Annotated in this window: 10 protein-coding genes; 2 read left to right on the forward strand and 8 right to left on the reverse strand. The window is 35.5% G+C overall.

Features of this window, described 5'->3' with window-relative positions; translation table 11 throughout:
• Positions 1-7: 7 nt before the first annotated feature.
• Positions 8-1,285, reverse strand: a complete 1,278-nt coding sequence (gene serS / locus ABWU23_RS06495; RefSeq protein ID WP_264687727.1) for a serine--tRNA ligase — start codon at positions 1,283-1,285, stop codon at positions 8-10.
• A gap of 143 nt (positions 1,286-1,428) precedes the next feature.
• On the opposite strand from serS, the gene ABWU23_RS06500 reads away from it, so the two are divergent.
• Positions 1,429-2,709 (forward strand): hypothetical protein, encoded by a 1,281-nt coding sequence (locus ABWU23_RS06500; RefSeq protein ID WP_265045400.1) that lies wholly within the window; start codon positions 1,429-1,431, stop codon positions 2,707-2,709.
• 28 nt (positions 2,710-2,737) lie between these two features.
• Positions 2,738-3,700 (forward strand): tRNA dihydrouridine synthase DusB, encoded by a 963-nt coding sequence (dusB, locus tag ABWU23_RS06505; RefSeq protein WP_264735904.1) that lies wholly within the window; start codon positions 2,738-2,740, stop codon positions 3,698-3,700.
• 6 nt (positions 3,701-3,706) lie between these two features.
• Here the strand turns inward: dusB and ABWU23_RS06510 are convergent, their stop codons facing one another.
• Genes ABWU23_RS06510 through secE form a run of 7 tightly spaced genes read right to left on the reverse strand, consistent with a single transcriptional unit; the run spans position 3,707 to position 15,365 of the window.
• Entirely contained in the window at positions 3,707-12,220 is an 8,514-nt protein-coding gene (locus ABWU23_RS06510; RefSeq protein ID WP_353270979.1) for a DNA-directed RNA polymerase subunit beta/beta', read from the reverse strand.
• A gap of 58 nt (positions 12,221-12,278) precedes the next feature.
• Positions 12,279-12,680, reverse strand: coding sequence for a 50S ribosomal protein L7/L12 (gene rplL, locus ABWU23_RS06515; protein WP_253307301.1), 402 nt, complete (start codon positions 12,678-12,680; stop codon positions 12,279-12,281).
• A gap of 26 nt (positions 12,681-12,706) precedes the next feature.
• Complete coding sequence (gene rplJ / locus ABWU23_RS06520; RefSeq protein WP_253307300.1) at positions 12,707-13,225, reverse strand: 50S ribosomal protein L10; 519 nt, start codon at positions 13,223-13,225, stop codon at positions 12,707-12,709.
• Between the two features lie 12 nt (positions 13,226-13,237).
• Positions 13,238-13,891, reverse strand: a complete 654-nt coding sequence (rplA, locus tag ABWU23_RS06525) for a 50S ribosomal protein L1 (RefSeq protein ID WP_253307299.1) — start codon at positions 13,889-13,891, stop codon at positions 13,238-13,240.
• A 4-nt stretch (positions 13,892-13,895) separates the two neighbouring features.
• The gene (locus ABWU23_RS06530) at positions 13,896-14,336 is read right to left on the reverse strand and encodes a 50S ribosomal protein L11 (RefSeq protein ID WP_253307298.1); all 441 of its coding nucleotides are present in this window, start codon (positions 14,334-14,336) and stop codon (positions 13,896-13,898) included.
• Between the two features lie 2 nt (positions 14,337-14,338).
• Positions 14,339-15,175 (reverse strand): transcription termination/antitermination protein NusG, encoded by an 837-nt coding sequence (nusG, locus tag ABWU23_RS06535; RefSeq protein ID WP_309166466.1) that lies wholly within the window; start codon positions 15,173-15,175, stop codon positions 14,339-14,341.
• Complete coding sequence (secE, locus tag ABWU23_RS06540) at positions 15,165-15,365, reverse strand: preprotein translocase subunit SecE (RefSeq protein ID WP_205517846.1); 201 nt, start codon at positions 15,363-15,365, stop codon at positions 15,165-15,167. The genes nusG and secE overlap by 11 nt, the downstream gene beginning before the upstream one ends.
• Between the last annotated feature and the right edge of the window lie 13 nt (positions 15,366-15,378).

The raw sequence follows: 15,378 nt of genomic DNA on the forward strand, positions 1-15,378 counted from the left end.
AAAATTATTATTTGCTTATAACAGTATCATTACTCATGTATTTTTGCAACACGTTTGGTATTGCAATCGACCCGTCAGAATTTTGATGATTCTCCATTATGGCAACAATCGTTCTTCCTATAGCTAAAGCTGAGCCGTTTAAAGTGTGAACATATTTTTTTATCTTTTTATCAGTTTCTGAAGAGTATTTAGCGTTCATCCTTCTTGCTTGAAATGCACCACAATTTGAGCAGCTTGATATTTCTCTATATTTATTTTGCTCAGGTAACCATACCTCTATGTCATAAGTCCTTTGTGCAGCAAAACCCATATCACCACTACACAGTAGCATTACTCTATACGGTAATTCTAGTTTTTTTAATATCTCTTCAACAACACTCGTCATGCGCTCAAGTTCATCATTTGATTGGTCTTCAGTTGTAATACTCACCAACTCCACTTTACCAAATTGGTGTTGCCTTATCATGCCTCTCGTGTCTCGCCCTGCGCTGCCTGCTTCTTTACGAAAACACTCTGAATACGCAGTAAAACGAATAGGCAGTTCTTTTTCCTCTACTATTTTATCAGCAACCAAATTTGTTAAAAACACTTCACTTGTGGGAATCAACCTCAATTCGTCGGTAGTTAAATACGAATCGTCAGAAAATTTTGGTAGCTGACCAACGTTATACATAGCTTCGTTTTTCACCAAAGCTGGGTGGTACACCTCAGTATAGCCAAATTCATTAACATGCATTTCAAGCATAAAATTTATTAGCGCTCGTCCAAGCTTAGCTAACTGTCCTTTTAATATCGCAAATCTTGATCCGGAAATTTTCGCCGCTTGTTCGAAGTCCATTAAACCTAATTTTTCTCCGAGTTCATAATGAGATTCTGGTACAAAATCAAACTGTCTTTTTCCTCCATATCTTCTCACCTCTAAATTAGAGTTCTCATCTGCGCCTATTGGCACATCTTGCGCAGGAATATTCGGCAAGTTAGATAAAACATTCACTAACTTATCCTTTTCTGCTTGTTCCTTTAAGCTAATTGCCTCTATCTCATTCGTGATGTCTTTTGACAACTCTATTTGCTCTTCACAAGGGCTCTTGCTCATTTTAAGCTTCTTTATTTCCTCTGTGATTTCATTGCGCTGCCTATTTAAATCTTGCAATTTAGTGGTTAATGACCTTTTCTCGTGATCAATTTCTAATATCTCTTTTGCAGTAAACTCTCTTATCCCCCTGCTTTTCATTGCCTTTTCAAATCCTTCAGGGTTTTTGCGTATATATTCTATATCGTGCATATATTGTGCTATTACTAACACTGTTACTGTACTTCAAAAGCTCTTAATATTCAATATTTTCTCATACTACTAAAATTATTATGGTTGATTTTTTTGTTAGAATTTGTTAAAATTTAATTAACTTAGCATTCATAGGATGTAGTATGGGCATCACAGAAAAATATAATCAATTTAAAGAGAGCACTTACTTTGCTGGTGGGAAATTCGTTATCTACGCTACTTGCGTATGCCTAGCAGCCACATTTGCTGTTGGCTGTTTGGGGTTGATAATAGGATTTCCTCTATTGACCTTTCCACTTGCTATGCTAATTTCTCATCCTGTGATTTGGATTATAATGGGAGTAGTCCTTACAGCAGCATACAAAATGATTGTTAAACCTTTATTTCACTTGGTAAAAGGTTATGTTAATGGAAAAGGAGCAGGTCAAGGTGAGCAAAAAACTCAAGATGGAGATAGTGGTGTTGTACCAGGCAGTGAACCCGATTCAAGGAACAGTAGTCGTAGAAGCTCTTTGGATAGTGGTTTGGGTGGTAAAGAGTTTCATGAAAATTTGGACACTCTTGTGCATCAAACAAATAGAAAGAATTACGCTTACTGGTTGCAGCAACATGATATTGCTAATATTGCAAGAATTAAATATAAGTATTCAGAAGATTTTACGGATGGTGTATTCTTCTGTATTCCTGGTAATCTTGAAACCTTGAGTGAAAGGTTGGGAGAATATAAAAATAAAGCAGAACGAGAGAGTTCGAAAAGGATATTTACTTCAGTTATTAATTTGGGTGGTAATCATTGGGTAACGCTAGTTGTTGCATACAACTCGGATAATAAACAATTTAGAGCTTATTATTGTGATTCTTTTAGTGCTGATTTACCAAGTCCTGGTAGTCAACGTAAGAAAATAGAACTTGCAAATGCAATTAAAGAATTGGTTACACCTCTTACTGATCAAGCTAGTGAGTTGAATGCGCAAGGAAAAAAAGAAATGAGTAAAGATGTCAAAGAGACAGCACAAACGTGTCGGAACAAGAAAAATGAATTAATTAATGTCCCAATAAATACTGATAATATAGTGAGCGCACTGGAAGCAGTTTTGGAAATAGAGAACTGTAATATAAGAAGCTCCGGAGCCAAACAACAAAGCGATGGACATAATTGTGGAATATTTGCATTGGAAAACGCTCATAGGATTACGCAAATGCTCAACGAAGGTAAATCATTTGATGAAATTGACGCAGAGTTATCGGAATACAAGCCTAATCCAGAACAATTGCAAAAGAAAAGAAGAGAGTTTACAAAAGCGCTTATGGAAGATGAAAAATGGAAGGAAGATCTAGAAAACGGGCTTTTATGCGATCTTCCACCAGGAACGGACACCTCTCTTACCTCAAGGGTGCAGAATACAGCTCAGTTTGCTATATAGTTTACAATGAAGGATTACCATTAACCTTATGCCCCTCCAAATAGGAAGTTTGACGATTGATTCTTCAGTTATTTTAGCTCCAATGTCAGGGGTAACTGATTATCCGTTTAGAAGTATTGTAAAGAAGCTAGGTGCAAGTTTGTTAGTTTCAGAAATGATTGCAAGCAGAGCCATGATTATGCAAACTCGCCAGAGTCTGCAAAAAGCAAAAGTCGATGAATTAACTGCTGTGCAGCTTGCTGGATGCGAGCCGGATGTAATGGCAGAGGCTGCAAAGCTCAACGAGGATATGGGTGCAAAAATAATAGATATAAATTTCGGTTGTCCTGTTAAAAAAGTTGTAAACGGTTATGCAGGATCAGCACTAATGCGCGATGAGAAAAAAGCCGCTGAGATAATTGAGGCCGTGGTCAAAGCAGTGAATGTGCCAGTTACGGTAAAAATGCGCACTGGATGGAACGATGAAAATCGCAATGCACCGAGGCTTGCGAAAATTGCCGAAGACTTAGGAGCAAAAATGATCACTGTGCATGGAAGAACGAGGGCACAGCTCTATAACGGCCAAGCAGATTGGAAATTCGTTAGAAATGTTAAGGAGCAAGTGAAAATTCCAGTTATAGTAAATGGCGATATTAAAAATTTAAATGATATTCAGAATGCTCTCAAAGAATCTGGAGCAGACGGAGTGATGATAGGTCGTGGTGCCTACGGTAAACCTTGGCTGATTAATCAAGCAATGAACTTTCTCAGTGGAAGTGAAACTTCTGAGCCAACAGCTTCAGAGAGATTAAGCATCATACTCGAGCATTACGACAATATTCTTGAGTACTATGGAAATAACACAGGAATAAAGATGGCCCGCAAACACATAGGTTGGTACAGTAGCGGGCTTCAAAGCTCATCTGAATTTCGCATGAGAGTAAATAACATGACAGATAGCACAGAAGTGAAAGAAAATATTATTGGCTTTTTTGGTCAAGAGACACACTAGCTGTACTCAATTCGACTGATCATATGCCACTACGCTCTCTTCCTCACCAGAGTGTAAATGACAATTATTATCCATAAACCATTTCTCGTCATAAGTTTCAATATCAAAATATTTTTCATATTTATCTATATTATCACAAAGTGAAAGTGCTCTGATCTTATTCATAATCAAACCTGTACCAGCAGGAATTAATCTTCCTACTATAACATTTTCTTTTAATCCACTTAAAGGATCACTCTTCCCGCAGAATGCTGCTTCTGTAAGTACTTTTGTTGTCTCTTGGAAAGAAGCAGCAGAAATAAAGGAGCTAGTTTCAAGACTTGCCCTAGTAATCCCCTGCAGAATAGGAAGATAATGAGCAGGCCGTTTGCCAGAGTTACTCATAGCATCATTTTCCCTATCAACTTCCAGCTTGTCAATGCTTTCGCCAACCAAGTACATAGTATCACCAGGATCAGTAATTTCCACTTTTTGTAGCATTTGTTTTAAGATCACCTCTAAATGCTTGTTGTCTATACGAACACCCTGCAATCTATAAACTTGCTGTATTTCAGAAATCATATAGTGCGCTAAAGCTTCTAACCCAAGCACACGTAAAATATCATGGAGATCAGGGTCACCATCCATCAATAGATCACCTTTACGTACAAAATCACCTTCATTGACTATTACATGCTTACTTCTTGATACCAAATATTCAACTGGAGAAATTTGTTCATCTACAGGTTTAATTAATATACTGCGTTTTCCTCTACGGTCTTTTTCAGAAAACGCTACATAGCCATCTATCTCACTAACAATAGCATGCTCTTTAGGACGACGTGCTTCAAATAACTCTATAACCCTCGGTAAACCACCAGTAATATCACGAGTTTTAACTGACTCTCTTGGTGTTCTTGTAATAACATCACCTGCATGAACCTTCTGGCCATTTTGTACATTGAGCACTGCACCAATTGGTATAAAATAACATGCTTCAACGCCACTTGCGAGTGTCATTACTTCACCATTATCGTCAAGCAGCACAATACGAGGACGTAAACTAGCTCCACCAGAATGCAATTTCCAGTCTTTTACTACTTTGCTTGATATTCCTGTAGATTCATCCATCACTTCAGTGATCGAAATTCCATCTTTTAAGTCCTGATAAGACACTGTACCAGTCTTCTCCGTGATAATAGGCAATGTATAAGGATCCCATTCCGCAACTTTATCGCCAATTTTTACTGACCCACTCTCATCCACATAAAGTTTAGCACCATAAGGTACACTATGCTTCAACTTCTCACTACCAAGGCTATCAACCAACACGACTTCACAGGAACGGCTTATCACAATTTTATTTCCGTTTCTATCTATAATTATATTACTATTGTTTAACTTTATTTTAGCACTAATAGAAGCTATAATATTTGAGGATTCAACGCCTCTAGTCATTACCCCACCTATATGGAAAGTACGCATCGTTAACTGAGTACCTGGCTCTCCAACAGATTGAGCAGCTATAACACCAACTGCTTCACCTATTGAAACAATTTTACCAGTTGCAAGGTCTCTTCCATAACACAAAGAACACACACCAGGACTTATTTCACAAGTTAAAGGCGATCTAATTTTTACAGCATCAAGACCTGCAATGCTGATTTGCTTTACTTTATCCTCATCAATTAATTCCCCTGCTTTTACTAATAATTCTTTTGTCACTGGGTTATATATACCATTTGCAGATGTTCTACCCAGCACAACACTCTCTAGAGATGCAACTATAGTACTTCCTTCAACTGTAGCTCTCACAACAAGACCATTTTTTGTTTTACAGTCATGCTTTGTAACTATGCAATTTTGAGACACATCAACTAAACGACGAGTTAAGTATCCAGAGTTTGCAGTTTTAAGCGCAGTGTCAGCTAAACCTTTACGCGCACCGTGAGTAGAATTAAAGTATTCAAATACGTTCAATCCTTCACGGAAATTAGAAATTATAGGTGTTTCTATAATCTCACCAGAAGGTTTGGTCATGAGCCCTCGCATTCCTGCTAGCTGTTTCATCTGTGAAGTAGAACCCCTTGCACCAGAGTTAACCATCATATACACTGAGTTGTACTTACTATTTCCATCATATATAGATATTGCTTTTAACATATCATTAGCTATCATATCCGTACACTTAGACCATTCATCTATAACCTTGTTATACCTCTCACTTCTAGTTATTAGCCCATCTTGATATTGCATAGAGAATTTCTTAATTTCACCCCTCGCGTGATCAACATGTGTAGCTTTAGTTTCAGGTATAACCAGATCACAACGACCAAAAGAAACACCAGAAAATGTGGCATACTCAAAGCCAAGTACCATTAATTTATCAGAAAATGCCACTGTAGCACTTTGACCACAGTTACGATATACTAAATCAACTATACCAGTTATTTCCTTGACTGTTAATATCTGATTTATTAGATCGAAGCCTAGATTCTCATGCTTAGGAAAAATTTGCCATAATATTAAACGGCCAGGAGTTGTACAAACAGTTTTATAGTGAGTTTCACCGCTGCTATTAATATACTCCATCCTATACTTTATACTAGAATGAATATGTAAAGTACCATCACTCAAAGAATGCTCAACTTCACAAAAAGCACCAAAAGATGGTAAATTATCTTCCTTAGGTTCTTGTAAAGTCAGATAATATATACCAAGTACTATATCTTTACTAGGAACTATAATCGGTCTGCCATTAGAAGGACTTAAAACGTTATTAGTGGACATCATCAACACCCTAGCTTCAAGCTGAGCTTCCAATGAAATTGGCACATGCACTGCCATTTGGTCACCATCAAAATCAGCATTAAACGCCGTACAGACAAGCGGATGAAGCTGTATTGCTTTGCCTTCAATAAGGATTGGCTCAAAAGCCTGAATACCAAGTCTATGTAGCGTAGGCGCTCTATTCAACAAAACAGGATGCTCTTTTATTACCTCTTCAAGCATATCCCAAACTTCTGGTTTTTCTGCTCTTATCAACTTACTAGCAAACTTAATAGTTGGAGCCATACCATACATCTTAAGCTTTGAGTAAACAAAAGGTTTGAATAGTTCAAGAGCCATTCTTTTTGGTAATCCACACTGATTTAGTTTCAAAGTTGGACCAACAACTATTACAGAACGTCCAGAGTAGTCTACCCTTTTTCCTAAGAGGTTCTGGCGAAAACGACCCTGTTTTCCTTTTAACATATCACTAATGGACTTTTTATATCCAACAGCACCAGCTTTGTTTACCAAAGTATTACGACGACTATTATCAAAAAGAGAATCAACTGCTTCTTGTAACATCCTTTTTTCATTACGAATCATAATCTCAGGAGGATTTAAGCTCAACAATTTCCTCAACCTGTTATTTCTATTAATAATAGTCCTATAATGATGATTCAGATCAGAAACTGCAGGACGACCACTTTCAAGCGATACCAAAGGACGCAAATCAGGTGGTAAAATAGGTATAGTTGTAAGTATCATCCACTCAGGCCTATTTCCAGATTTAATGAAGTTTTCAATAATACGCAATCTCTTTATAATTTTCTTTCTTCTTATCTCAGAAGCAACAGACTCTAATTCTAGTCTTAAATCCTTCCTAATTTCATGTAAATCAAGGCGCGTTAGCAACTCTCTTATAGCTTCAACACCTTGCATAGCTACAAAACTATCGATCCCATAGCTATCTTTAGCTTCATTATAAGCTTTTTCACTAATAATCTCACCTTTTTCAAAAGGCGAAACAAGAGGATCTATCACGATATAATTATCGCTATATAAAATATTCTCAATATCTCTGAGAGACATATCCAATAATGCTCCAATTCTTGAAGGAAGCGATTTCAAAAACCATATATGAGCAACAGGAGATGCAAGCTCTATATGACCCATCCTTTCTCTTCTTACTTTAGAAGATGTAACTTCTACTCCGCATTTTTCACATATGCGACCTCTGTGTCTTCTTTTTTTGTATTTTCCACATAAACATTCATCGTCATTGACAGGGCCAAAAACCTTAGGGCAAAATAATCCACCTTTCTCAACTTTGAACGTACGATAATTTGCAGTTGAAACATCTTCTATCTCACCACAAGATATACGCTTAATACTTTCAGGGCTAGCAATCGATATGCTAACCTCATTAAAAGGTTGTGCAATGTTAGTGTGAGATATATCTTCAATCACTACATCATTTTGCTTTAAATCTACATTTAAACATAAAGAACGTAGTTCTTTTATCATCACATTAAAGGATTCAGGAATTCCACATTCAAAATTACTGTCACCTTTTATTATCGATTCGTAAATCTTAACTCTACCATTAATATCATCAGACTTCACAGTTAACATTTCCTGCAAAGTATAAGCAGCACCATAGGCTTGTAATGCCCAACATTCCATTTCACCAAAACGCTGACCACCAAAATGAGATTTTCCTCCTAGAGGTTGTTGAGTAACCAAACTATAAGGCCCTACTGAACGCGCATGAATTTTACCATCAACCAAGTGGTGCAACTTAAGCATGTACATGTAACCAACTGTAACCTTGCGGTCGAATTTTTCACCACTGCAACCGTCATATAATACAGCTTGTCCAGAGTTATCCAAACCAGCAAGTTCAAATAATTTTGCTATTTGTTCATCTTTTGGACCCTCAAATACAGGTGCAGCAACAGGAACGCCATCACGTAATTTACGTGCAAATTCAATGAGATTATTATCACTAATATTACGAATATCATTACAGATAGATACGTTACTACCATAGCTATAAACCTCAATCAGGAAATTACGTAAATTGCTGTATGAACTTTTACAAGAGTTCAAATAGTTCTCTACTAACGCATTCAACTCGTCATTTAGTGCATTTTTATTAGGTGTATTTAAAACAGAAGCCATTATTTCATCATCATCAATATTTTCAATTTTTTTATTGTCAAGGTATGCTACTGCAAATTGTGTAAAATTATCATCGTTAAGGGACCTAATTCCCTTGCAAAAAGCACTTTTGATTTTATTGATCTCATCGAGAATATTACTTACCCTTTCCCCTAATTTTCTACAAGCCCAACCTACATGCGTTTCCAGTATTTGCCCTACATTCATTCGTGAAGGAACACCAAGAGGGTTAAGAATAATATCAACAGGAGTACCATCTTCCAAATAAGGCATATCTTCCACTGGCACAACTCGAGAGATCACACCTTTATTCCCATGTCTACCAGCCATTTTATCCCCTGGTTGCAGACTATGTTTCACAGCAATGAAAACTTTTACTGACATCGACACACCTTGAGGTAGGTCATAACCTTCATGTAATTTTTCTACTTTTCGCTTAAACTGTGCTATTGCATGTGATACTTTTTCATCAAAATCTTTTTTTAAGCTCTTAACTTGCTCAGAAATGGGTTGGTTTTTTAATCCTATACCCCACCATTGCTCACGTTCAATAGAGTCAAATTTTTCTCGATCTTGAGAACCAGAATTAATAAGAAGTTTCTTCAGTTCATCATAGAAATATTCACTAGTAACATTGATTATATAATCTCGCTCTTCCTCAAAGTCATTTACCTCTTTTTGTTTGATGAGTAATGCCCTTTCATTTTCTTCAACCCCCCTGCGTGTAAAGACTTGTACATCAATTACTGTCCCTTCAACATCTGGAGATGTATATAAAGAGGAATCTGCACAATCGAATGACTTTTCACCAAAAATTGTCATTAATAACTTCGTTTCAGGAGGCAATGAAAGAGAAGGTTTAGGTGTAACTTTACCTACCAGAATATAGCCTGGACCAACTCTTGTACCAATTTTCACTATACCACTATCATCCAAGTGATATAGATTTTCTTCATTAACACCAGGTATAGCACGAGTTATTTTTTCTGATCCTAAAGGGGTATCATGTACAACACAGTCAAATTCTTCTATATGAATAGAAGTAAAGAGATCTTTTTTAACAACTTCACTAGAAATAATAATAGAGTCTTCAAAATTATAACCTTGCCAAGACATAAAAGCGACTAGCAAATTTTTACCAAGCGCCAACTCACCATTGTTAATTGCAGGACCATCAGCTATTACATCACCCTTTTTAACATAATCACCTACGCACACTAGCGGTCTTTGATTAATACAAGTATTATGGTTAGAACGCTGAAATTTCCTTAGATGATAAATATCTACGTCCAAGTAGTTAACCCTTTCTTTATCAAAAGCACGTATAACTATAGAGTTACTATCAGAACTATCAACTATGCCATCGCGTTTTGCTAAAACTACAGCACCAGAGCCAGAAGCTACAAAAGACTCCATACCAGTAGCAACCAGAGGAGCGGTAGGCTTCAATAAAGGTACGGCCTGACGTTGCATATTTGAGCCCATTAATGCTCTATTAGCATCATCATTTTCTAAAAATGGAATCAAGGAAGCCGCAACTGATATTACCTGCTTAGGAGATACGTCAATGTAACTCACCTGATCACTACTTACCATAATGAAACTACTAGCATATCTACAGTATAGCATATCATCAACAAAGCAATTATTTTCATCGAGCTTTGCGCTGGTATCAGCTATATAATATAAACCTTCATCTATGGCAGACAGATACTCAATTTGATCAGTAACAACCCTATTAACTACTTTTCTATAAGGACTTTCAATGAAACCATATTTATTAATACGCGCGTATATAGCTAAACTGTTGATTAACCCTATGTTTTGCCCTTCAGGAGTCTCAATAGGGCAAATTCTTCCATAATGAGTTGGATGAACATCACGCACTTCAAATCCTGCCCGTTCTCTTGTTAAACCGCCAGGACCTAACGCGGACAACCTTCTTTTATGTGTTATTTCAGATAACGGATTAGTCTGATCCATAAATTGAGATAATTGAGAAGAATTGAAGAAATCTCTTAAGACATTAGTTAACACTTTTGGATTAATAAAATCAGATGGAGAAACTTTATCTAAACTAGAAGTGGACATAGAATCAACTATTGCGCGTTCCAATTTCAACAACCCAGTTCTAAATTGATTTTCTATAAACTCTCCAACTGATCTTACTCTTCTGTTTCCTAAATGATCAATATCATCTACAGATCCTTGACCGTCACGTAACAATACTATTTTTTTTACAATTTCAATAATATCTTCATACGTTAAAACAGTTAAATCCTCATCATAATTTAATCCAAGGTAAGAGTTAAGCTTCAACCTACCAATGTTAGACAAATCATAATATTCCGGACTGAAGAAAAGATTACGGAAAAACTCCTCTACTATCTCTAAAACAGGAACTTCACCAGGACGCAAAACTCTATATATTTCATATAGCGCATCCTGATAAGACATGTTTTCGTCTAAGAAAAGCGTATTTAATATATAAGGTCCAACAGATACATTATCTATGTTCAATACTGATATTTCATCCACAGACAATAACTCAAGCTTCTTTATGTCTTCCAGCTTTATAGATTCACCAGCAGATAAAATTTTCGTAGAGCTAGCACTATCCATTAAATCTTCTGCGAGGAATAAACCACATATAGAATTAAAAGGAACCAGATACTCTTTCAATTCATTATCATATAGCTTTTTAGCTAGTCTTGAGGTGATACGAACGTTAGCTTTAAGCAGCACATTACCTTCAATATCCATTAAGTCGAAAGGCAACCTCACTCCTTTAAATTTATCAGGAACAAAAGGCACTTTCCAACCATCTTTATGTTTTACATACTTTATTTTCTCATAAAATCTATCGAGTATATCATTATTTGATAGGCCTAACGCCTTTAACAAAACTGAGATTGGCAATTTTCTTTTTCTATCAACACGAAAATACAAATGGTCTTTAACATCAAATTCAATATCAAGCCAAGAACCCCTATAAGGAATAATTCTAGCAGAATAGATCAATTTACCAGAATTGTAAGTTTTTCCCTTATCGCTATCAAAAAATACACCAGGAGACCTATGCATTTGTGAGACAATAACTTTTTCTACACCATTAATGATGAAAGTGCCCTTATCAGTCATCATAGGCAACCCACAAAAGTGGACTTCCTGCTCTTCTATAGATTTTACAACGGTTGCAAGTTTAGAATGATCTCCACTCTCTTTAATCGATTTATATTCATCAAGAGAAATACCATCCTGCATAACAACAAGACGTATAGAAGCAATAACCTGAGCAGAAAAAGTTACACCACGCTTTATACACTCAGATTCATCATACTTAGGATCATCTACCCTACAACTTATAAACTCAATAGTAGCCCTACGCAAAGGATCATTTATTGGAAAGATTGTATGAAAGATAACTTCAAGTCTTTCATTACCCTTATTCTTAGGAGCAAATGAATCATACGATTCTTTTTGAACCTTAACCAAATCCAATAAAGAATCTTTTAAATCAATCGACCTAGAATAAGAAACTCTAGGGACAAAAGCACCAGAAGCATACATATAAGAAGAATCAACCATTAAAATACCCCAAACTAATTAAAAGAGCTATATCAATATAAAATTAATACATTAAATATTATTCAAGCTCCACTTTAGTTGCTCCTGCTTCAATAAGTTTTTGCTTGATTTTTTCTGCTTCGTCTTTAGGAACATTAGCAGTTAAATCTTTAGGTAAAGATTCAACCAACTCTTTTGCTTCTTTTAAACCCAATGTAGAATTAACTTCTCTCACAGCTTTAATAACTCCTATTTTTTTACTCGCATCAATTTCTTTAATCACAACTTTATACTCAGCTTTTTCTTGAGCAGCAGGAGCAGCAGCATTATCACTAATAGGCGCCCCAGCACCAACAGCCCCACCAAGAAAAGAACCAGCAGGCAACCCTATTTTCTCTTCTAGAACTTTTACAAGTTCAGAAGCCTCTAATAGGTTTAAAGATAATATTTTATCAACCAAATCACTTGTTACATTACTCATAATTACCACCTTACTTAACAACAAATTTATTTTTTAGAACTATAATAATCCAAAACTCTCATAAGCCTCATAGAAGATGAATTAATAGACAACGCCAATCGAGCAGGAATATCATAAGATATTAAACGCATAATTTTAACACGCAACTCATCCAAAGAAGGCAACTTAGCCAGTTTATTAACATCTTCCACTGTTAACAATTCATTTATATGAGCCGCGCAAATCACAGACATTTTTTCTTTGTTAGCATTAATAAAATCAACTATTAACTTTGCAGCTTCTACTATGCCACTAGAGTATATAATAGCAACAGAACCAGAAAATTTGCCTGATAAATAAGAAAATTTACCAGTCCTTTCCAAAGCCAAGCGCGCTAGAGTGTTTTTAACTACTAATACCCCACCTGCTATAGACTTCAGGCTATTCCTCAGAGTTAATGAATCATTAGCATTTATAGATTTAAAATTTACTAATATCAAGAAATCATTATTTACAAATACGTTTATTGTGCTCTGTATAAATTCATCCTTATTTTTACGCTTCACGGTATCACTCCCTTAAATTATATCTTCCACTTTGCTTATCTTATAAGCTTCACCCATAGTTGAATTTAAAAAAACACCCTTAAAGTAAATTCCTTTCGCAGAAATAGGTTTATTATCTTTAATTACTTTAAGAAAGGCTTTTAAATTTTCTAGCAAGTCATCAATATCAAATTTAATATTTCCTAATTTACCATGAATAACACCATTTTTATCTGTTCTAAATTTTATCTGACCAGACTTAATGGTTTTAATAGCTTCTGCAATGTTAGAAGTCACAGTACCAAATTTAGGGTTAGGCATCAGCCCTTTAGCACCCAATATTTTTGCAATAGGAGTGATTTTTGCCATAAAATCAGGAGTAGTAATGCACCAATCAACATCTAATTTTCTACCCTTTTTTATTTCTTCAACTAAATCCTCTCCTCCTGCAATATCAGCACCAGCTTTTTCAGCTTCTAATAAATGTTTATCTTGAGCGAAAACAGCTACTTTAATATTCTTCCCGATACCTTTAGGCAAAACTACTGTACCACGCACCTGCTCTTCAGATTTACGTGAATCTACGCCTAAATTGACTGCAATATCAACTGATTCATTAAATTTTGCTGAAGCAGACTCAATAATCTTCTTCAAACACTGCTTAGGATTATCATTATATGTATTCATTTACCTAACCTTCCACAACTTCTATACCCATAGATTTTGCAGTGCCTACAACCATTTTCACTGCTGAATCTTCATTATCCACTTTCATATCAACCATCTTGCACTTTGCCACTTTAATTATAGCAGACATAGGTAATTTAGCCACTAATTCTTTACCAGGATTACCAGAACTTTTACTTAATTTAGCCTCCTGCTTAAGTAAATAAGCCACAGGTGGACCGCTGACAGTAAAATCATGAGAGCGATCATCCTTTATGGAAATTCGCACTGTTACTAAATCGCCTACTTTATAATTAGCGTTAGCAGCGCTAGTAACTTTATTAAAAGCTTCACAAAACTTAGGAACAGGTATACCACGTGGACCAAGTACTGAAGCAATTTTCGGTCCTGGAATTGCTTTCCCAGCTTCCATAAGTAAGTTAATCTTAGCAACTATAACACTCATAATTAATCCTCTATTTTCTCTACTTGAGCCAGATCAAGCTCTATTATTGTCGGCTTACCTAAAATTGATACTTCCACATTAATAATTTTTTTCTCATCGTTTACCATATTTACCTTACCAGTAAAATTTTGAAAAAGACCATCATTAATTTTCACTTTTTCACCTTTTTCATAACCATAACCTAACTTCTTTGTCTCTTGAGCATTATAAAGTGCATTACACATTGAGTGAATCTCATCATCCAAAATCACCTTTGGAATATTACCATTTTTCAAAAATCCATAAACCTTAAGAGATTTTGGTATATTATTGATAAAATTCAATACTTCATCGCATAAATTCACGTATAAAAAGACATAACCAGGAAAGCATTTCCTTCGTGTAGCAATTTTCTTAGATTTCAACTCTACTTCACTTAGCTCTTCATATGGAATAAAAACTTCCTTAAAGTAACCATTAACACTCAATCTCATAGAATTTTCCAATATATGTTGGCGCACTTTCTCTTCACAATTGGAAGCAACTCTCAAGATATACCATTTATATCTATTAAATTCTTTACACTTTAAACTTATCTCATCATCTGAAATCATCTCAAAATCACCAGATTCGCCACTGCAGAATCCAGGCGTTTGATTCAAAATATTTTTGCTTTCATCACATAGATGCATATATACATACACTTCACATAACTCTTTTATATCAGACTTTGAATTACATACCGTTTGATAAGGAATAAACACTTCCTTAAAATAAACAGCATTACTTACCAATTCGCGTATATTTTGCTCATATCCATAATCAACTCTAATGATATACCATTTATATTCACATTCCATAAATAATTCCAAATAAAGCCTTAATTACGTAAAGAGACATAAAATCCACAAAACAGAAGAAAATCGAAAAGCATAATATAACAATCATCACAACAAATAGAGATGACAACACCTCCTGTTTCTTTACCCAAGCAATTCTTCGTATTTCTTGCTTTATATCATAGAAAAAAACACACAAACTTTTTAACATTTTCACCACAACA

The sequence above is a fragment of the Wolbachia endosymbiont (group A) of Hedychridium roseum genome, from assembly GCF_964028325.1.
Classification (GTDB): Bacteria; Pseudomonadota; Alphaproteobacteria; order Rickettsiales; family Anaplasmataceae; genus Wolbachia.